Source organism: Streptomyces sp. NPDC059696 (assembly GCF_042733745.1).
GTDB lineage: Bacteria > Actinomycetota > Actinomycetes > Streptomycetales > Streptomycetaceae > Streptomyces.
The window spans coordinates 25172-44701 of sequence record NZ_JBHWFG010000045.1 but is presented as its reverse complement, the minus strand read 5'-3'; the positions used below and the strand labels follow the sequence as shown (position 1 = coordinate 44701).

At 72.0% G+C, this 19530-nt stretch carries 13 protein-coding genes; 4 read left to right on the top strand and 9 right to left on the bottom strand.

Going from position 1 to position 19530, the window contains the following annotated elements; translation table 11 throughout:
* Positions 1-39 precede the first annotated feature (39 nt).
* Together ACFV20_RS33145 and ACFV20_RS33140 are read right to left on the bottom strand one after the other, a co-directional pair.
* Complete coding sequence (locus ACFV20_RS33145) at positions 40-1029, bottom strand: fumarylacetoacetate hydrolase family protein (RefSeq protein WP_385663756.1); 990 nt, start codon at positions 1027-1029, stop codon at positions 40-42.
* A 27-nt stretch (positions 1030-1056) separates the two neighbouring features.
* A complete protein-coding gene (locus tag ACFV20_RS33140) occupies positions 1057-2202 on the bottom strand; it encodes a VOC family protein (RefSeq protein ID WP_385663753.1) in 1146 nt (381 codons plus the stop codon).
* A 137-nt stretch (positions 2203-2339) separates the two neighbouring features.
* On the opposite strand from ACFV20_RS33140, the gene ACFV20_RS33135 reads away from it, so the two are divergent.
* Complete coding sequence (locus ACFV20_RS33135) at positions 2340-2996, top strand: TetR/AcrR family transcriptional regulator (RefSeq protein WP_385663750.1); 657 nt, start codon at positions 2340-2342, stop codon at positions 2994-2996.
* A gap of 88 nt (positions 2997-3084) precedes the next feature.
* On the opposite strand, the gene ACFV20_RS33130 is transcribed toward ACFV20_RS33135, so the two are convergent.
* Positions 3085-5493, bottom strand: a complete 2409-nt coding sequence (locus tag ACFV20_RS33130) for a SpoIIE family protein phosphatase (RefSeq protein WP_385663747.1) — start codon at positions 5491-5493, stop codon at positions 3085-3087.
* Between the two features lie 152 nt (positions 5494-5645).
* Between ACFV20_RS33130 and ACFV20_RS33125 the strand changes: the two genes are divergently transcribed.
* Together ACFV20_RS33125 and ACFV20_RS33120 are read left to right on the top strand one after the other, a co-directional pair.
* On the top strand, positions 5646-7109 hold the full coding sequence (locus ACFV20_RS33125) for an aldehyde dehydrogenase family protein (RefSeq protein ID WP_385663744.1): 1464 nt from the start codon (positions 5646-5648) through the stop codon (positions 7107-7109).
* Between the two features lie 305 nt (positions 7110-7414).
* Complete coding sequence (locus ACFV20_RS33120; protein WP_385663741.1) at positions 7415-8071, top strand: acetoacetate decarboxylase family protein; 657 nt, start codon at positions 7415-7417, stop codon at positions 8069-8071.
* Positions 8072-8328: 257 nt separating this feature from the next.
* Here ACFV20_RS33120 and ACFV20_RS33115 read toward each other — a convergent pair whose 3' ends face one another.
* The 6 genes from ACFV20_RS33115 to ACFV20_RS33090 form a co-directional block, all read right to left on the bottom strand.
* Entirely contained in the window at positions 8329-9036 is a 708-nt protein-coding gene (locus ACFV20_RS33115) for a GNAT family N-acetyltransferase (protein WP_385663738.1), read from the bottom strand.
* Positions 9037-9414: 378 nt separating this feature from the next.
* Positions 9415-11157 carry an amylo-alpha-1,6-glucosidase gene (locus tag ACFV20_RS33110; protein WP_385663735.1) on the bottom strand — a complete coding sequence of 581 codons (1743 nt, stop codon included), beginning with the start codon at positions 11155-11157 and terminating at the stop codon, positions 9415-9417.
* Between the two features lie 32 nt (positions 11158-11189).
* The gene (locus tag ACFV20_RS33105) at positions 11190-12008 is read right to left on the bottom strand and encodes a carbohydrate ABC transporter permease (protein ID WP_385663732.1); all 819 of its coding nucleotides are present in this window, start codon (positions 12006-12008) and stop codon (positions 11190-11192) included.
* Complete coding sequence (locus ACFV20_RS33100) at positions 12005-12988, bottom strand: carbohydrate ABC transporter permease (RefSeq protein ID WP_385663729.1); 984 nt, start codon at positions 12986-12988, stop codon at positions 12005-12007. The genes ACFV20_RS33105 and ACFV20_RS33100 overlap by 4 nt, the downstream gene beginning before the upstream one ends.
* 10 nt (positions 12989-12998) lie before the next feature.
* The gene (locus ACFV20_RS33095) at positions 12999-14240 is read right to left on the bottom strand and encodes an extracellular solute-binding protein (RefSeq protein ID WP_385663726.1); all 1242 of its coding nucleotides are present in this window, start codon (positions 14238-14240) and stop codon (positions 12999-13001) included.
* Between the two features lie 133 nt (positions 14241-14373).
* On the bottom strand, positions 14374-15396 hold the full coding sequence (locus ACFV20_RS33090; protein ID WP_385663723.1) for a LacI family DNA-binding transcriptional regulator: 1023 nt from the start codon (positions 15394-15396) through the stop codon (positions 14374-14376).
* 426 nt (positions 15397-15822) lie between these two features.
* Here ACFV20_RS33090 and ACFV20_RS33085 point away from each other — a divergent pair, with 426 nt between their 5' ends.
* Positions 15823-19476 carry a LamG-like jellyroll fold domain-containing protein gene (locus ACFV20_RS33085; protein WP_385663720.1) on the top strand — a complete coding sequence of 1218 codons (3654 nt, stop codon included), beginning with the start codon at positions 15823-15825 and terminating at the stop codon, positions 19474-19476.
* The last annotated feature ends 54 nt before the right edge of the window (positions 19477-19530 follow it).

Here is a 19530-nt window from a genome sequence, read left to right as displayed (position 1 = left end):
ACGGGCACCCGTGCGGCTTCATCGGCGGTCATGTGCGGCTCACCTCGGGTGCTGGTTCGCGTCCGCGACCGGCGTGCGCTGCTCGCCGAGGTCGATCCGGCCGTCCGGGGTCGCGATCGTCGCCGTGATCACGTCACCCGCGTGCAGGTAGTGCGGGTTCCTGGCCTGACTCCTGAAGAAAGCCTTCCACTTCACCGCGGGCGGCAGCAGCGCGCCGATCTTCTCCATCGGCTTCGGCGGGGCCTTCAGCGCCGTACCGCCGGGCGTGCCGGTCAGCAGCAGGTCACCGGCGTCCAGGTTCTGGAAGCGGGCCAGCAGGGTGAGCGCCCGCGCCGGACGGACGATCATGTCGGCGAGGGTGCGGTCCTGGCGCAGCTCGCCGTTGACGCGCAACTTCAGCCGCAGATCGAGGAGATGAGCGAAGTCCTCCGGCTCCAGCAGCGCCAGGTAGGGGCCGGTCGGTGTGAAGGTCGGGTAGGACTTGCTCTCGTAGAACTGCGTCTTGGTCAGCTGGACATCGCGGGCGCTGACGTCGTCGGTGATGACCAGCCCGGCGACGTAGGTCGGCAGGTCCCGCTCCTCCACCACGGTGCCGACGGGCAAGGAGGCGCCCATGACGAGCCCGAGTTCGATCTCGTAGTCGAGGAACTCCACGTGGGAGGGCCGGACGACGGCGTCCCGGGGGCCACTGACCGAGCCGGACGCCTTGCGGAAGAAGGTGGGCGGGATGTCGCCGGTGAAGCCCGAGTCGCGGGCGTGGCTGCGGTAGTTGACCATCTGGGCGACCACCCGGCAGGGGGTGGTGACCGGCGAGAGTGCCACCAGGTCGGCAACGGGCGTGCCCTCGGCGGCGGAGAGCGCCGCCTCCCGCACGGCGTCACGGTCGGCGATCAGTTCGGCGGTGGTGACGGCCTTGGTGTCGACGGGGACGGCCCGCTGGACGAGGGTCCCCTCTGCTCCAGCCGGGTCGGACTCCGCGGGGAGGACCACCCACCAGCCGTCGGCGGTGCGCAGGACATTGGTGCTCATGTCAGTACCTTCGTGAGGATGGGCGGTTCAGGAGCCGGCGGCCTTGAGCAGACCCAGCAGTCGCGCCGGGTCCATCTCGTTGTCGCCGCGCAGCGCCTCGATGACATCGCGGACCCGCTGCGGGGAAGGGCTCGCACCGAGGAAGTCACGGGTGGCCGGCGGTCCCCACTGGGCGAGACCGCTGGTCGACATCGGCGCCCAGCCGGGCTCCACGTCGCTGGAGAAGAGGTCGCCGTCGGCGAAGTGCTCCAGCATGAAGTGGTCGGGGTCGCGCCAGTAGTCGAAGAGCTGGCTGCCCTGGATGTGCCGCCCGATGCCCCAACTGCGGCGGTATCCGCGCTCCTTGAGGTACTCGCCGCCCGCGGCGAGGGAGTCCAGGTCGGTGACCTGGTAGGCGGAGTGGACGTATCCCGTACTCGGCCCCAGATGCATGGCCAGGGTGTGGTGGTCCGCCGGCACCCCGCCCAGGTCGCAGCGGATGAACGCCATGGTGGGGCCCCGGCCGCGCCGGCCGTCCAGGAACAGGAAGTCGGACACGATCATGCCGAGGGTGTCCAGGTACCAGTCCAGGGCCCGGCCGAAGACGCGGGTCTCCAGGACCAGATGGCCGAGGCGCTGGATGCGGGAGGGCTCGCGGGGTGGGCGCTGGGTGGCGTTCCTGCGGCGGTGATCCGTGCCGAAGTTGAGGAGCAGCGGCTGCTGTCCCGGCAGGGCGGGGAGCCGTCCGGCGCAGTGCACCACCCGCACCGGGAAGCCGGACGGGTCGAGCAGGTGTACGACCTTGCCGCCGCCCGGCACGTCCGCGTCCCGTACGTCCGTCCCCGTCGCCCGGGCGAGCCGGTCCAGGTCGGCGCGCTCGGCCGCGCGGAACACCGGGCCGATGAAGCGGGACGTACGGCCGCGGCGGATCACCATGCAGGGGGATCCGGCGAAGGTGCCTCGCAACCACAGCTCACGGTCGGTTCGTGCGGCGATCCCGAACCCGAAGTCCCGGGCGAAGACCTCCGCCCGGTCCAGGTCCGGCTTCTCGAACTCCAGCCAGGCCAGGTCCGCCACCTTGATCACCGGGTTCCGGGCACGGCCCGGATGCTCGCCACGCAGGGCGCCCTGCTCACTGTGGAGATCCTGATGGGCCGTCTTGACACCGACCCCGTCGACACGGGTTTCCGACATGGCGCCCTCCGAGCGACATCACCTTGTTGAGGAAATCATCAAGGTTGACGAACTCCTTCGTCAAGACGTCCCGCCCAGAGAAATGATGAATTCATCAGAGCTGCTGTCGTCATCGCCTCCGCGGTTAAGCTCGGGGCATGCCTACGTCAGCCCCGCCCAGCAACCGGTTCGAGCGGCGCCGCGCCGAGACCCGTCGCGCGCTCATCCACGCCGCCCGGCAGATCCTCGCCGAGACCGGGGACACCAGTGCCAGCATCCAGGCGATCGCCGAGCGCGCGGACGTCGGTTTCGGCTCCTTCTACAACCACTTCCAGTCGAAGGCCGAGTTGTTCGACGCGGCCGTGGTGGACGCACTGGAGGAGTTCGGCCAGAACTTCGACGAGCACCTGGCCGGCATCGACGACCCGGCGGAACTCGTCTCGGCGGGCTTCCGGCTCAGCGCCCGCATGGTCGACTCCCACCCGGAGCTGATGCAGGTCCTGCGCCGCCGGGGCCTCGGCTACATCCACTCCGACAACGGCCTGGCCCGGCGGGCACTGCGCGACCTGGAGGCCGGTTTGGCCTCCGGCCGCTTCACCCCCGTCGACCCGGCGGTCGCCCTGACCGCACTCGGCGGAACCCTGCTGTCCCTGGCGGAGATGAGGTTCGCCCTCCCCGATCTGGACGGCGACGAGGCGGCGGTGAATCTGGCCGAAATGGTCCTGCGCATGCTGGGTGTCCCACCGGAGGACGCCCACGAGGTCGCCCGGCGCCCCCTCCCGGACCCCGCCTCAGCCGCCACGCCCACGCGGTGAGCGACGGGCCGGCCGGGCAGTGACCGGGCGGCCGGTGACGTCGGCGCCGCCCGCTGGTGCGGCCGTCGAGGCGGGTGGCCTGCCGCCGTCACGGCAGTGCCTGCTCCGCCCAGATGACCTTCCCGTCGCTCGTGTGCCGGGCGCCCCAGCTCCGGCACGTCTGGGCCACGAGGAGCAGGCCACGGCCCCCCTCGTCGTAGGTGCGGGCCCGCCGCATGTGCGGGGCGGTGGTGCTGCCGTCCGACACCTCGCAGATGAGCGAACGGTCGTAGATCAGCCTCAGCTGGATCGGGGGTTCGGCGTGCCGGATGGCGTTGGTGACGAGTTCGCTGACCACCAGTTCGGTGACGAACGCGCACGCGTCGAGGCCCCATTCGGCCAGTTGCCGGCACGCGTTCTTGCGGGCCACGGCGACCGCCGCCGTATCGGGGGGCACGTCCCAGGACGCCACGTGGAAGGTGTCCAGGGCGTGGGTGCGCGCCACGAGCAGGGCCACGTCGTCGGCCGGCCGCTCCGTGAGCATGGTGCGCAGCACCGCGTCGCAGGTGCCCTCCAGTGAGGTGCCGGAGGTCCGCAGCGTGTGGAGCAGGGCATCCATGCCGTCGTCGATGTCACGGGACCCCGCCTCGACGAGGCCGTCGGTGTACAGCGCCAGCACGCTCCCCTCGGGCAGCTCCCGTTCGACGGCCTCGAACGGCAGACCGCCGAGCCCCAGGGGAAGTCCCGCGGGGACGTCGAGGTACTCCACCTGTCCGTCCGGCGTGAGGAGCGCCGGGACGGGGTGGCCCGCGCGTGCCAGGGAGCAGCGGCGCGAGACCGGGTCGTAGACGGCGTACAGGCAGGTCGCCCCGATGTCGCCGGTGCCGTCGGCCCCCGCGGCCAGGTGACCGACCAGGTCGTCCAAATGCGTGAGCAGCTCGTCGGGCGGGAGGTCGACGTCGGCCAGGGTCCGTACGGCGGTCCGCAGCCGTCCCATGGTGGCGGAGGCCTGGATGCCGTGGCCGACGACGTCGCCGACGACCAGTGCGACGCGGGCGCCGGACAGCGGGATGACGTCGAACCAGTCGCCGCCCACACCGGCCTGGGTGCTGGCGGGCAGGTAGCGGGAGGCGATCTCGAGGGCGGACTGCTCGGGGAGCTGCTGGGGCAGGAGACTGCTCTGCAGGGTGAGCGAGGTGGTGCGCTCCCGGGTGAACCGGCGGGCGTTGTCGATGCAGAGACCGGCCCGGTCGGTGATCTCCTGTCCGAGCAGCAGGTCGTCCTCTTCGAAGGGCTCCGGGTTGCGGTGGCGGGAGAAGGTGGCCACGCCCAGAGTGAGGCCGCGCGCCCGCATGGGCACGGCCAGCACGGAGTGGAAACCGAACCGCCGCATCCGTTCGCCCCGCTCGGGGGTCTGGCGCAGCACGTGCTCCATGGCCTCGCCCGTGACCTGCTGGATCAGGGGCCGGCCGAGAGCCAGGCACTCGGCCGCCGTCGACTTGTCCGGGTAGACGGCGACGGTCCCGTTGGGCACCACGGCCTCGGGGCACCCCTCGAGAACCGACTGGTGGGCCACGCGGCGCAGCCGCACGGGGCCCCTCGGGGAACCCGTGGGCGGGTCGTCGCCGTCGTCGATGGACGGCAGCAGGTCGACGGTGACGAAGTCGGCGAGCCCGGGCACCGCCACGTCGGCGAGTTCCTGCGCGGTGCGGACCAGGTCGAGCGTGCTGCCGATGCGCCGGCTCGCCTCGTTGACCAGGGCCAGCCGCTGCCGCGCCAGGTGCTGCTCGGTCATGTCGTGCGCCGAGAGCAGCACTCCCTGTGCCCGGCCGTCCTCCGCCCGGACCGGGGCGAGGGAGACGGTCCACACGCTCGGGCGGTCGTGGCCCGCGAGGTGCAGGGAGACCTGGAGGTCCTGCCGCTCGCCGGTGTCCAGCGCACGCCGCATGGCCTGCTCGGCGCGGTCCGCCTGCGGGTGGTGGACGATCTCCGAGACGCGCAGTCCGCGCATCGCCTCCTCGGGCAGGCCGATCACCCGTTCCATGTCGGCGTTGGCGAAGACCAGCCGCAGACCGGTGTCGTACAGGGCGGTCGTGCAGGTGGACTGGGTGAAGCTCCTCCGCAGGAAGGCGTCGTCCTTCGGGCTCGTCCCGAGACGGCCGGCCGCTGTGAGCAGCAGCCAGTCGCTGCCGGCACCGTCGTTCTGCCGGAGGTGGGCGAGGAGGTGCACGGTGAGGGGGTGGCCCTCACGGTGCAGGAGCGTCGCCGCGCCGCTCCACCTGGGGAGGGTGGGCAGGGAACTCACGAGGTCGGGCGGGAGCTTGTCGGCGAGCAGCGCCGCCCCGGGCCTGCCGACCACTTCGGAGGCCGGGTAGCCCAGCAGTCTGTGTGCCCCTTCGCTCCACTCCGTGACGACGCCGCGCGTGTCCACGACGGCCTTCGCGGTGGCAGCCTCGTCGACGAGGTCCCCGGGCGGTGTCCCGCGGCTCTCGCCCGGGACGGACGCAGATCTCGCCATGGAGCCTCAACCCGCCTCACCCAGTAGGCATCCTTACTACTTCAGTCTGATATGACCCAAGAATGACAGATATCTCCTCCGACAGGTTGAATGGGCGAAGACGCTGGTGAGCAGCGTGCGCAACTCCCCGACCAGGGGCGGAGGTCGTGATCATGCCTGTCGACGGCGAGCGGATCTGGCCGGACGCGGCCGAGTGGACCGGGAAGATCTACAGCGAGGGCTGGCGCACCGCCGGGGGCGGCATCCGGCGGGTCGTCGAACCGGCCACCGGCGAGCCGCTGGCGGAGGTGGGCCTGGCCTCCGCGGCCGACGTCGAACGGGCGGGGGCCCTGGCCGCGCGGGCCGCACCTGAATGGGCGGCGACTCCGGCGTCCGACCGCGCCGAGGTGCTGCTGCGCGCCGCTCGGGCCCTGGGTGAGCGCGGCGGGGCGGTCCGTGCGTGGATCGTCCGGGAGACGGGGGGCGTCCCGGCCAAGGGCGACTACGAGATCGCGGCCGGTCTCGCCCAGCTGCGGCACGCGGTCGGGCTCGCCGCACGACCCCCGGGCGAGGTTCTCGTGCCGCAGGTTCCGGGCGGGACGAGTCTGGCGTGGCGGGTCCCGCTGGGGGTGGTGGGGGTCATCACCCCGTGGAACGCGCCGCTGCTGTTCGCCATGCGGGCGCTGGCACCGGCGCTGGCCCTCGGCAACACCGCGCTGCTCAAGCCCGACCCCCTCACCCCGGTGTCGGGCGGTGTCCTGGTGGCGCGGCTGTTCGAGGAGGCCGGACTGCCCGAGGGTGTCCTGCACGTCCTCCCGGGCGACGCGGCGACCGGGCGCGCGGTCGTGGCCGACCCTCATGTCGCGCTGGTCTCGTTCACCGGCTCCACCGGGGCGGGGCGGGAGGTGGCCCGGATCGCCGGGGAAGGTCTCAAGGGGGTCCAGCTGGAGCTGGGCGGCAAGAACTCGATCGTCGTCCTGGAGGACGCGGACGTGGAGGCGGCCGCCGCGGCCGGGGCCATGAGCTCGTTCGGCTATCAGGGCCAGGCCTGTGTCGCGGCCGGACGCCATGTCGTCCACGCGGACCTCGTCGAGGCGTACACCGAGGCGCTCGTCCGGCAGGCGAAGGCGCTGCCGGTCGGCGATCCGCGGGACGAGGGCGTGGCGCTCGGCCCGGTCATCAGCGAGCGGCAGGCGGCCCGGATCGAACGGATCGTGGACGAGAGCGTGGCCGCCGGTGCCCGCGTCCTGGCCGGAGGCACCCGCGCCGGGCTGTTCTACCCGCCCACCGTGCTGGACCGGGTCGCGCGGTCCATGCCGGCCTACCGGGAGGAGATCTTCGGACCGGTCGCCCCCGTCGTCCCGTTCCGCGGCGAGGACGAGGCGGTGGAGATCGCCAACGACACGGCCTACGGACTGAGCGCCGCCGTCCACTCACGGTCCGTGCCGCGGGCGACGGCCCTCGCGCAGCGGTTGCGCACGGGCATGGTCCACATCAACGACGTGTCCGCGAAGGACGCCGCGAACGCGCCCTTCGGCGGCATGGGGATCTCCGGCAACGGCTCCCGCATCGGCGGCACCGCCAGCCTGGAACAGTTCACGCAGTGGCGGTGGATGACGGCACCGGGGCTGGTGTGACCCCGCCCGGGGACGGCCGATCGACGTACCGGCCCGGGAGATCCGGCGCGAGGCCGCGCGCTGCCGCCGTGTGAGGCCCCGCGCGAGGGACGGTCACCGGATCGCGAGAAGCCGCGTCGGCCGGCCGGCCGCGTCGTACCCGGGGACGGGCCCCGGCGGGTGCCGCGGCAGGCGGCCTGCCACACCCTGCCCGAAGGCCCGGCTGGGCCTCCCACCTCCACGTGTGCCGCCGGACGCCCCTCCGGTGTCCCCGAGTGGGACAATCGGCCCACGAGTCCGAGCCGAGGAAGGCCGGTCGGCACACCGTGGAACGATCAGACGTCCTCTTTCCTCCTTCTCCGTGGCACCTCACCGGCGACATGCTCGTCTCGCTGTGGCGCGTCCCCGTGGGCGACCTGCCGTCCTGGCCGTTGCCGTCCGGGGTCCGCCCGTGGGTCGTGCGGCGCCGCGCCACCCTGGTGACGTTCTGGGTCGACTACCGGCCGGGCGGCGACCTCGCCTACCGCGAGTTCCTCGTCGCGCTGGCCGTCCGTCGGGGACACCGCCTCACCGCGTGCAGCGTGGCGGCGTGGGTCGACGACGAACGCTCCCTCGCCGGTGGGCGCGCCCTGTGGGGCATTCCGAAGGAGCTGGGTGCGATCACGGTCCGGGCGGACGGCCGGGGCGCCCGGGGCGAGCTGACCGTTCCCGGGGTTCCGCCGGTCCGCCTCATGTACCGCGACGTGCTGCGGCTGCCCTTCCGGCTGCCCGCCCGCGCCCACCTGGTCCAGCAGTTGCCCGACGGTTCTCCGTGCCGTGTCCCCGTGCGGATCGCCGGACGACCGGCCCTGGGCCGCGGCCGCGTCACGACCGGGCCCGGGGCGCCTCTGTCCGTCCTCGCCCGGCACCGGCCGCTCCTCTCCCTCGCCCTGCGCGACTTCCGCGGTGTCGTCGGTGGCCCGGCCGCTACCGGCCGTGCATGACGCTCACCGCTCGCGCGGGTGGTGGCACCGTGCGCTCACCCATAGGACGCCTCGGAAGGGAACCTCGGCATGGCCGTCAGGTGCCGTGGAGTTCCTGCCGTGGAGTTCCCGCGGGTGCCCGGGTCACCGCCGCTGGGGCCGGGCGGCGGTGAACCCTTCGAGACCGCCGAGGTTCGGCTGATGCTCGGACGCCGTCGGGCGACTGGTGGTCGAGAACGTCGCCGTGAGCTGGCCACGTGGCCGACGGGCCGGTCTCCTCACGGGGTGCGGAAGCCGCGGAAGGTCACCTGCTTGCGGGTCTCGAAGCCGAGCCGTTCGTAGAGCGCGAGTGCCCCGCTGTTCGCTTCGGCCACGTGCAGGAAGGGACGTTCGCCGCGGGCGACGACCCGTGCGATGTGGGCACGCAGCAGACGGACGGCGTGGCCCCGGCCGCGGGCCTCGGGTGCGGTGCAGACGGCGCTGATCTCGGTCCACCCGGGAGGCCTTAGCCGCTCCCCCACCATCGCCACCAGGGTGCCGCCCTCGCGGATGCCGAGGTAGGTGCCGAGTTCGTGCGTGCGGGGCCAGAAGGGCCCCGGCCGGGTCCGCTCGACGAGGTCGAGCATCTCGGGCACGTCCTCGGCCCCGAGTCGGACCACGCCGGCCCCGGACTCGTCGGGGGAGGGCTCCGGGACGCTGTCGCCGGCCCAGACCATCTGGCGGCCCTCCAGGACGAAGACCGGTTCCCAGTCCGGCGGCGGTGCCGCCGGACAGCTGAACAGGTCCGCGAACTCCCCCGGCCCCAGCAACTTGGCCAGGTCCTGCCAGGCTGCCGCGTCCGGCTCGGCGGGCACCGCGGAGAACGTCGCGACCCCGGGTACGTAGGTGGCGGCACCGCCGAGCCGGCGGGCGAGATGCGCGTGGTGCCCGCGCAGCGACTCGCCCACCGGGTCGTCCAGTGCGGCGGCGTCGCCGAGGCCCGTCATAGTGCTGCGCCTTTCGGTGTCTGCCGGAGCGGTTCGACCGGTCGGCCGGGTCAGGCCGGCACGGCCGTCGCGTGTCGGCAGCCATGCTAATCAGCGCATCGCGACCGCATCACGCCGTTACCGGACACAGGCATGGCCCGCATGTGCCGAGGCCGGCCGTGATGCCGCCGCAGGGCGCCGCCCGAAGGTCACCGGTGACGCCGACGGCGACCGCATCCCGCGCAGCGTCCTGATGAAGCCGGAGTCCGCGGACCAACGTGCGGCGCCTGCACGACCGGGTCTCGCGTCTCGCCGGGCCGTGAGCCGGGCCGTGAGCCAGGCTGTGAGCGGCGCCGTGAGCCAGGCTGTGAGCCGGGCCGTGAGCGAGGCCGCCGGAAGTCAGGTCGGGTCGGGGTCGCCCCGGAGTGCGTGTGCCTCCGCGAGGAGGAGGTAACTGCTGGCGGTCCAGGTGTAGGCCCGGTCGCGCAGGCCCGTCCCGACGAGGGCGTCGAAGTTCTCGGCGAAGCCATGGGTTTCGCACAGGGCACGGAAACGGGTGCTGATGTCGTCCGCCAGGCGGTGGTGGCCGGCGCGGCGCAGGCCGTCCTCGATGAGGACGGTGGCGGGAGCCCAGATGGGGCCGCGCCAGTAGCCGTCGTCGAGGTAGTGGGGGGACGTCGGCAGTTCGGTGGCGAGGCCGTACGGGGTGAGGTGGGCCTTGATGTGATCGGCCAGGGCGCCGCTGACGTGGGGCGGGAGATGCTCGCCGAGCACGATGGGCATCAGGTCGAGGAGACTGGCGCTGCCCCAGGTGTCCCCCGTGACCACGCCGCGGGTGACGAACCGGTCGTCCCTCCAGAGCTGGTCCAGCAGGGCCGTCCGGGTGTCCTCGGCGGCACGCACCCAGCCGCGCGCCTCGTCCGGCAGGCCCAGTTCCGTTGCCAGATGGGCCAGTTCACGGAGCTGGAGGACGAGGAAGGCGGACAGGTCGGCGGTCTCGACCACCCGCTCGGGATCGAAGGTGGTGGCGTTGTCCCAGCCGCTGTCGTTGCCGTGCTGGTAGTGCGGGAGGACAGAGCCCGGGGCGCGGCGGGCGGTGAGCCAGAAGTGCGTCCAGCGTTCCAGCCGGCGGTAGACCTCGCTCAGTTCGGCCGGGCCGGGCGGCACCGGCAGGCGGCGGCGCAGGTGGCCGAAGGCCCAGCCGTGGACGGGCGGTTTGACGAAGTTGTGGAGGACCTCGGAGTGGGTCACCGAGTCCGGCAGGGCGCCGCTGCCGTCCTGATGGTCGAAGGGCAGGGCGAACTGGTCCCGGGCCAGTTCCGGGCAACCGGGTGCCAGGGCGAGGGCGTTGAAGCAGTGGTCCCAGCTCCACACCTTGTCCATCCAGTGCTTGGACATCAGCACGGCCGGCCGGGTGACCAGACCGGCCGGGTTCACGGTGGCGGACCAGAGGACGTAGGCGGCCAGTTCCGCGGCCGGGGTGGCGGGCGAGCGCCAGGGGGCCACCGCGTCCGCGAACGCGGCGAACGAGCCCTGGGCGGCTGCCACGATGCCGGCGAAGGCGGCGGCCGAGGTGTACGGCGGGCGGGCGGTGCCGAGTTCCTCGATCGCCATCTCCCAGGTCGCGCCCGTGCCGGGGACGGTGGCGACACCCCGCTCGGCGCTGCCCAGCGTCTGGGCGCCGGTCGTGTCGAGGCCGCCGGACAGGGCGGTGATCCGGTACCGGCGTCCGGTCTCGTAGGACGTGAACACGTGGGCACCGGCGGCGGCGTCGTGGAAGAAGTAGCTGCCGCTGAACGGCGTCAGGGTCCGCGCGGCCGCCCGCACGGCCATCCCCAGGCCGCTCCCCCGCAGGCGCACGGTGTCCGGCGACTCGAAGGCGAGGTCGACGCGTCCGTCCGCGCCGATCCAGCTGAGCAGGCCCGGTATTGCCTCCACGCGGGTCTCGGCCCGCTCGCCCGTCACCGGGTGCAGCGGGGTCAGGCTCAGCACGGCGTGCATGCCGTTCTGGTGGGAGACGAGGTGCAGATCCTCGGCGTACGTCTTCTCCGCCACCACGGGCGAGATGCCGAACCAGGACCCGTACGTGCTGAACGGGATGTCGTGGACGGAGAAGGCCGGGCCGGAACGGCTGGCGGTCATGAGGTGTCACTCGTTTCTCGAGCAGGGGAGGGTCAGTCCTTGACCGCGCCGGCCGTGACGCCGGCGGCGACGTAGCGCTGGGCCAGGACGAGGATGACCGCGGCGGGCAGCGAGGCCACGACGGCGGTGGCCATGATGGCGTTCCACTCCTGGTTGTTGTTGCCGATGTAGTGGTAGATGCCGAGGGTGATCGGCTCGTGCGCCCCTCCGTTGACGAGGGTGCCGGCGAAGACGAAGTCGGACCAGGACCACAGGAACGCGAAGAGCGACACCGTCACCACGGCGTTGCGGCTCACCGGCAGGACGATCGACCAGAAGGTGCGCACCGGGCCGGCACCGTCGGTCCGGGCCGCCTGGAGCAGTTCGCCGGGGATGCCGGACATGAACGCGGTGAAGATCAGCACCGCGAAGGGGACGGACAGGGTCGAGTCGGCGACGATCAGGCCGGGGACGGACTGGAGCAGGCCCAGTTGCAGATAGACGGCGTAGAAGCCCATCGCCATGATGATGCCGGGGATCATCTGCGCGGCGAGGAGGAGGAAGCTCAGCACTCCCCCGCCGCGCGGCCGCAACGTGGCCAGAGCGTATCCGGCGGGGGCGGACAGGGCGACGGTGAGGGCGACCGTGCCCAGGCCGATGACCAGGCTGGTACCGAGGTAGGGCAACTGCTCGTCGAGGACGGTGCGGTAGCCGGCCGGCGTGCCGTGCATCGGGAACAGGTCGGGCGGGGACTTGCGCATGTCCTGGTCGCGGGTGAGGGACACGTTCAGCATCCAGTAGACCGGGAAGAGCATGATCGCGGTCAGCAGGACGCCGAGGGCCGTCTTCCCCGGGGTGCGCCTGCTTCTCATGCGTACGCCTGCTTTCGCTGGACCCTCATGAAGACGAGGCCGGACGCCAGGGCGGCGACGACCAGCAGGTTGCCGACGGCCGCGCCCGGGCCGAAAGCGGGCAGCAGGTTGCCGAAGCCGAGCCGGTAGGACCAAGTGGCGAAGGTCGTGGAGGCGTCCGCGGGGCCGCCTTTGGTCATGATCCAGATGATGTCGAAGACCTTGAGCGTGTAGACGAGTCCGAGGAGCAGGGTGATGGCGGAGACCGGACGCAGCAGCGGGAAGGTGATGCTCCAGAAGCGGCGCCAGGCGCCCGCCCCGTCCAGGGCCGCCGCCTCGTACAGGCCGGCGGGGATGGACTGCAGGCCGCTGTGGAGCACCACCAGGTTGAACGGCACGCCGATCCAGATGTTCGCGACGATCACCGAGGTGAGGGACCAGGACGGTGACGTCAGCCAGTTGACGGAGTCGAGGCCGAGCAGGTGCAGCGCCGCGTTGACGATGCCGGAGTCACTGTTGAACATCCACGACCAGGTCGAGGCCGACACGATCAGCGGCAACAGCCACGGGACGAGGAACAGCGCCCGCAGGGTCGCCGAGAGCCGGAAGTGCTGGTTGAAGAAGACCGCGAGGGCCAGCCCGATGGCGTACTGGAAGACCAGGCACACGCCGGTGAAGACCACGGTGTGGAGCAGGGCCGGGGTGAAGGTCGGGTCGTCGAAGATCTTCCGGTAGTTGTCCAGGCCGGTGAACGGGGCGTCGCCCTGGACGAAGGAGCGGACGGTGTAGTCGCGCAGGCTCAGCTCGAGGTTGCGGTAGAGCGGATAGGCGTAGAAGAGGACGAGATAGAGGGTCACCGGGGTGAGGAAGGCCCAGGCGGCCCACTGCGGGGAGGCGGGGCGGCGGCTTCGCCCGGTGTGGTCCGGGGGCGGTCCGGCGTCGGCCGCCCCGCGCCGGACCCGCACGGAGCGTCGGGCAGGCACCTGGAGGGTCTGTTTCACCGGTCCCCCGTCACTTGACCGCGGCCTGAGCGGACGTCAACGCGTCCTCGGGCGATGTGGATCCGCTCAGTGCGGACTGCACGGCCTTCCACAGCTGCTCGGAGATCCTTGGGTACGTGGTGCCGAGGTTGTCGCTGGTGCGGCCCTTGGCCGCCTTGAGCGCGGCGACCCACGGCTTCAGCGCGGGGTCGGCCGCCAGCTGCTTCTTGCGGACCTCTTCGGTGGGGGCGACGTAGGACAGGGTGGTGTCGGTGTCGTACAGGTTCGCCGAACTGGTCAGGCACGCCGTGAGCTTGCCCGTGGTGGCGTAGCGGCCGGTGTCGCTCTGGACGGGGACGGTGACGAACTCGCCGCCCGTCGGTGCCGCCGCGTCCCCTCCGCCGGTGGCCGGGATGGGCAGGACGCCGTAGTCGAAGCCGGCCTTCTTGGCGGCCGCGAGCTGCCAGGTGCCGTTCTCGGCGAAGGCGTAGTCGCCGCTCGCGAACTCCTGCCAGCTGGTGGTCTGGGTGTTGTTGAGGACGGAGTTGGGGGCGTAGCCCTTGTCCAGCCAGTTCTTCCACAGGGTCAGGGCGGAGACGGCCTGGGGGGAGTCGAGTTCCGTCAGCTCGGCGCCGGAGCCCCAGAACCACGGCAGGAACTGGAAACTGCCCTCCTCGGTGCCGATCGCGGAGAAGGTGATGCCTTTCTTGCCGGCCTTGCCGACCTGGGCGAGGGCCGCGGTGAGCGACGTCCAGTCCTTGACGGAGGCGATGTCGACACCGGCCTCCTCGAGGACCTTCTTGTTGTAGTAGAGGGCGAGGGTGTTGGCTCCGATCGGGGTGCCGTAGGTCTTGCCGTCCGACTGGCCGGCCGCGAGGAGGTTGGGGTCCACGGCGGAGGTGTCGGCCTTGTTCTCGTCGGTCGTGGTGAGTACGCCCGCCTCGGCCAGCGTCGACACCACGGGGTTGTCGACGATGAGCACGTCCGGGGAGTTGCCCTGCTGGGCCGCGAGCAGCGTCTTGTTGGCGAGGTCGCTGGTGTCGAAGCCGGTCCGCTCGACCTTCACGCCGGCCTTGTCGCCGCAGGCGTCCAGCAGCTTCACCCACGCCGAGCCCTCGGCGAACTGGGGGTAGGGGTCCCAGAGGGTGTAGGTGCCGCTGCCCGCGCCCTTGGTGTCGGTGCTGCCCGAGCCGGACGAGCAGGCGGTGCCGGCCGCGGCGAGGACGGTCGACAGGGCCATTGCGGTGAGACGCCGTCTGGAGGAGCTGTGCATCGCGGAATCCTTCGTTGTGGGCACACGGGTGCCGTGGCAGGGGCGATGTGGAGGTCTTCGGGCACACCGAGGGCAGGCGGTGAGGGTCTGCCCGAAGAAGAGGAGAGCTCGGAGAGACAGGGGGCGGCGGAGGTCAGGGCTGTGGGGAGCCGGAGGCGGGACCGGTGCTGGCCCGCAGGGAGATGGGTGGTGTCAGCAGGTGGTGCCGGGCGGGGGTGCCGGGCTGGTCGAGCCGCTCCACCAGCAGTTCGACGGCGCGCCGGCCCAGTTCCGCGGCCGGTACGTCGGCGGCGGTGAGCTGCGGGGTCACCGTCTCCGCCCAGCGGCTCGCCACCACTCCGGTGACGGAGAAGTCGCGCGGCACATGGCGGCCGGCCCGCGCCAGCCCCCGGTACAGGCCGCCCAGCGCGGCCTCGTTCAGGGTGACCAGCGCGGTGGTCTCCGGGTCGTCGTGCAGGATGCGTTCCAGGCAGAGCTGGCCGGCGGCGGCGTCGTCCCCGCAGCAGTAGGCCCGGACGGTCAGCCCGCGCTCGGCCGCTGCTTTGGTGAAGCCGTCCAGGCCGCGGTGCGCCGATTCGTACCCGGCCCGCAGCAGTTGTTCGGGCCGGTTGACGAAGGCCACCCGGCGGTGGCCCAGGTCCGCGAGGTGGTGGACGCACGCCGCCGCCAGCGCGGTGTGGTCCAGCCCCACCCACCAGAGGTTCTCCGGGTGGGCGGTGCGGCCGATGGCGACGGCTGGGAAGTCCAGGGCGGCCAGGTGCTCGGCCCGGTCGTCCTCCAGCCGGATCTCCATCAGGATGGCGCCGTCGACCCGCCGCTCCCCCAGCAGCCGCTGGAAGGACCGGTCGCTGTCCACGCCGCTCGGCGACAGCAGCACGTCGTAGTCGTAGGCCGCGGCGGCCTCCACGACACTGCCGATGAAGTCCAGCTGCATCCCGGTGTAGTGGTCGCCGGCCGGCGGGAAGACGAGGCCGATGGTGCTGGTGCGCCCGTTGGCCAGGGCGCGGGCACTGGCGCTGGGCCGGTAGCCCAGTTCGTCGACCACCCGCTGGATCTTCCGGCGGGTGTCCTCCGAGACCGGGCGCTTGCCGCTGAGTGCGTAGGACACGGTGCTCCGGGAGACACCGGCGCGTCGGGCGATCTCACCGATGTTCACGGCAACTCCTGGCTCGTCGAACCGGTTCGCATGGCAGGAACGTAGGAACTGCCCCGACTCCTGTCAACACCTCGCACGCACGCCGCCGGTGAGGCCGTAGGCCGCCCGGGATCGTCGGGCCGCGGGGATTGTCGGCCCGGAGCGCCGGTGCTAGCTTCGCGAACCGGTTCGACGCATCGCCCCCTCCGTTCACGGTGGGACGGACCCCATGTCCGCATCCGCGCACCCCTGTCCCCATCCTCCGGCTCATACGTCCACCCCTGCACACGCCGCTGATCGAACCGGTTCGACGAGTGTGCGGCCACCCGTCGTTCGACGAAGCGACGGCACGACGACCACGTCACCGATACGCCGACACACCGACTCGACGACACACCGACTCGACGACACACCGACTCGACGACACGACGACTGAGGACGCCTTCCATGCCATCCCCCGACAGATTCTCCAGGCGCCGGGCTCCGGCAGCCGTGGTGCTGACCCTCGGGGCGGGCCTGCTGGCCTCTCCGGCCGCCCCCGCGCAGGCCGCCGAGACCCCGAAGCCCGCCGCCCGCTACTCCTTCGACCAGGACGACCTCACCTCCGGGAAGATCGCGGACAGCTCGGGCAACGGCCTGACGGCGACCCTGGTGAACGGCTCCACCGCCCGCTCGGTCGACGGCCCGTCCGGGGGCCGGGCGCTCTCCCTGCCCGGCGGTGCGCCCGCCTCCGACGGCGCGTACGTCCGCCTGCCCCGCCAGGTGCTCGCCGGGACGACCGACCTGACCGTCTCCGCCCGCCTGAAGTGGAGCGGCGACACCTCGCCCTGGCAGCGGATCTTCGATCTGGGCACGAACACCACCACGTACCTCTTCAGCACGCCCTCGAACGGCGACGGGCTGTTCCAGACCTCCGTGACGACCGGCGGCGGAGGTGCGGAGACGCAGGTCCGCGGCTACGCGAGCCTGCCGGCGGACGAGTGGCGGACGGTCACCGTCACCCTCGACACAACCGCCGGCCGGCTCACCACCTACCTCGACGGCGTGCCGGTCTCCTCCGCGGCCACCACCATCAAGGCGGGCGACCTGCTGGACGCCTCGGCCACCGCCGCCGGGTACATCGGCAAGTCCCTCTACCCCGACCCGCTGCTCCGCGGCGCCATCGACGACTTCACCGTGTGGCACGCGGCGCTGAGCCCCGAGCAGGTGGCCGGTACGGTCGGTGCCGTGCCGACCCTCCGGGAACTCTCACGGACGTCCTTCGAGGTCCGTACCACCACCGGGACCGCCCCGGCGCTGCCCGCCGCCGTCCGCGCCTCCTTCTCCGACGGCTACGACCGCGACACGCCCGTCACCTGGGACGCCGTGCCTCCCGAGAAGTACGCCTCGCCCGGCACCTTCACGGCCGCCGGCACCGCGGCCGGGCGCTCCGTGCAGGCCACCGTCACGGTGGTCCGCGAGGGGGAGCTCACCGTCGACCTCGGCTCGGACACCGGCGCGTTCCACGGCGGCGCCTCCGGCACCCTCTACGGCGTGTACGGGCCGGACGTCCCGACCAACAACCTCATCGAGGGCATGGGGCTGCGCACGGTCTCCACCAAGGCGCAGGACGGTCCGCAGCACCCCGGTGCCGACGCCCTGGAGGTGGTGAAGCCGCTGGCCGACTCCACCGACGGTGATGTGTACATCTACATGACCGACATCCACCGGGGTTTCCCGTACCAGTGGCCGGGCGACACCCCCGCGGAGAAGCTGAAGCTCTACAAGGAGAAGATCGCCCGGCAGGTCGACCAGGTTCTGAAGCTGCCGAAGCAGTACCAGGACAACATCGTCTTCGTGCCGTTCAACGAGCCCGAGGGCAACATGTTCGGCACCGGCGAGTGGAGCTACGACAAGGTCAGCTGGCTCAGCGACCCCGACGCCTACTTCGCCGCCTGGGACGACGCGTACGCGCTCATCAAGGGCAGGATGCCCGACGCCCGCATCGCCGGGCCGAACACCAGCGTCCTCTACGACCAGGTGAAGGGCTTCCTCACGCACACCCTGGCGGCCGGCACCCTCCCGGACGTCGTCACCTGGCACGAGCTGAGCCACCCGGAGGCGGTGCGCCGGAGCGTGGCGAAGTACCGCGCGTGGGAGAAGGACCTGTTCGCGGGAACCGACCGGGAAGGCACCCGACTGCCCGTCAACATCAACGAGTACGCGTTCAATTACCACACCTCGGTGCCGGGCCAGATGATCCAGTGGGTGTCCGCGATCGAGGAGTCCAAGGTCGACGCCGACATCGCGTACTGGAACATCGACGGCAACCTGTCGGACTCCGCGGTGCAGTCGAACCGCGGCAACGGGCAATGGTGGCTGCTGAACGCGTACGCCTCGATGAGCGGCCACACCGTGAAGGTCACGCCGCCGTTCCCGGGCGAGAACTACACGATGCAGGGCGTCGCCACCCTCGACGAGAGGAGGAAGCAGTCCCGGCTGATCTTCGGCGGGTCCGCCGGCCAGGGTCACCTCACCTTCGCGCGCGTCCCGAAGGAGGTCTTCGGCACCGGGGTGCACGCCTGGGTGCGGGAGATCGAGTGGAGCGGGCAGGTCGGCGACTCGTCCGGTCCGAGGCTCCTCGCCGAGACGAACCTGACGGTCGGTGAGGACGGCACGGTGGCGCTCGACTTCGGCGACGGTGTCCTGCCGAAGCTGAAGGAGTCCTCGGCGTACGAGGTCGTCCTCAGCCCGGCCGGGGAGGCGAAGGGCACGCAGGCGCCACCCGTGCGCTGGCAGTCCTCGTACGAGGCGGAGGACGCCGCGCACACCGGATCCGGCTGGTCGAAGAACGGCCCCGAGGGCTCGCCCCGGGACGTGTCGAAGTTCTACACGTCCGGCGGCCACGACGTCGGCGGTCTGCGCACCGGCTCGGACGTCGCGCTCGACTTCGCCGTGGACGTGCCGGAGGACGGCACCTACGACCTGAGCGTCTTCGCCAACTCCCTCAACACCTACGACAAGGTGGAGGAGCAGGGCCCCACCAACGTCTTCCTGCGCGTGGACGGCAAGGCGGCCGGCGAGCGGGAACTGCACCTGCCGCTCGGCTACAAGTGGGTCGTGTGGGACCACACCGACACCAAGGTCGAGCTGACCAAGGGCAAGCACACCCTGACGCTCTCCGCGAGGAGCGCCGACGGCGAGCGCGTCACCCGGGGTGACGCCATCGTCGACCGCCTCACCCTCTCCCTCCCCCGCGCGTCGGCGGACACGCGGGTGTACGAGGGCGAACTGGCGTGGCCGGCCGGCGGAGCACGGCCGGTGTACGACCTTCCGAGGCCGGCGGCCACGGGTTCGGGCGCGGTCCGGATCGCGAAGGGCCAGAGCGCGACGTTCTGGGTCTACTCACCGGCCGACCGCGAGGCCACCCTCCAGGTCGACACCCTGGGCGGCAGCGGCGCCCGGCTCTCCGTCAACGGCCATGACGTGCTGCGCCTGGCCAAGGACCGGAGCCGTGCGGCGGTCTCCCTCTCCGGCGGCGTCAACAAGGTGACCGTCACCGGCGGCCCGGCCACGACCCTCGTCGACCGCCTCACGGTCACACCGACGCAGGGCGCACTGCCGGCGCGCGCCTACGAAGCCGGGGACGCGACGCTCGCCGGTTCGGCCACCCTCGTCCCCCTGTCCCTCGCCACCGACGGCACGGCGATCACGGGCATCGGCGGGGCGCCCGGCAACGACAACACCGCGACGTTCACCGTGACGGCCGAGCGGGCGGGCCTGTACGCGCTACGGATCCGCTACTCCAACCCCGAACAGTCCGAGGCCACGCACTACAACCCCGACCCGCTCGCCCGCCACGCCGACATCAGCGTCAACGGCGGCGCGGCGCGTCGCGTCGGCTTCCCGCACAGCTTCCACGAGAACAACTTCTGGGAGCTGACCGTCCCGGTCCAGTTGACGAAGGGGAAGAACACGATCGGCTTCCGCTCCGAGGAACTGCCGAACTTCGACGGCACCACCTACGCCTCGGACACGTTCCCCGGCGTCCTGCTCCGCTCGCGCCACGCACCGCTGCTCGACCGGATCACCGTCGCGCCCTATGCCCGCGAGGTGCGATGACCGACTGACACCCGGCGCCCGGGACCGTCCCCGTGGACGGCCCGGGCGCCGCGC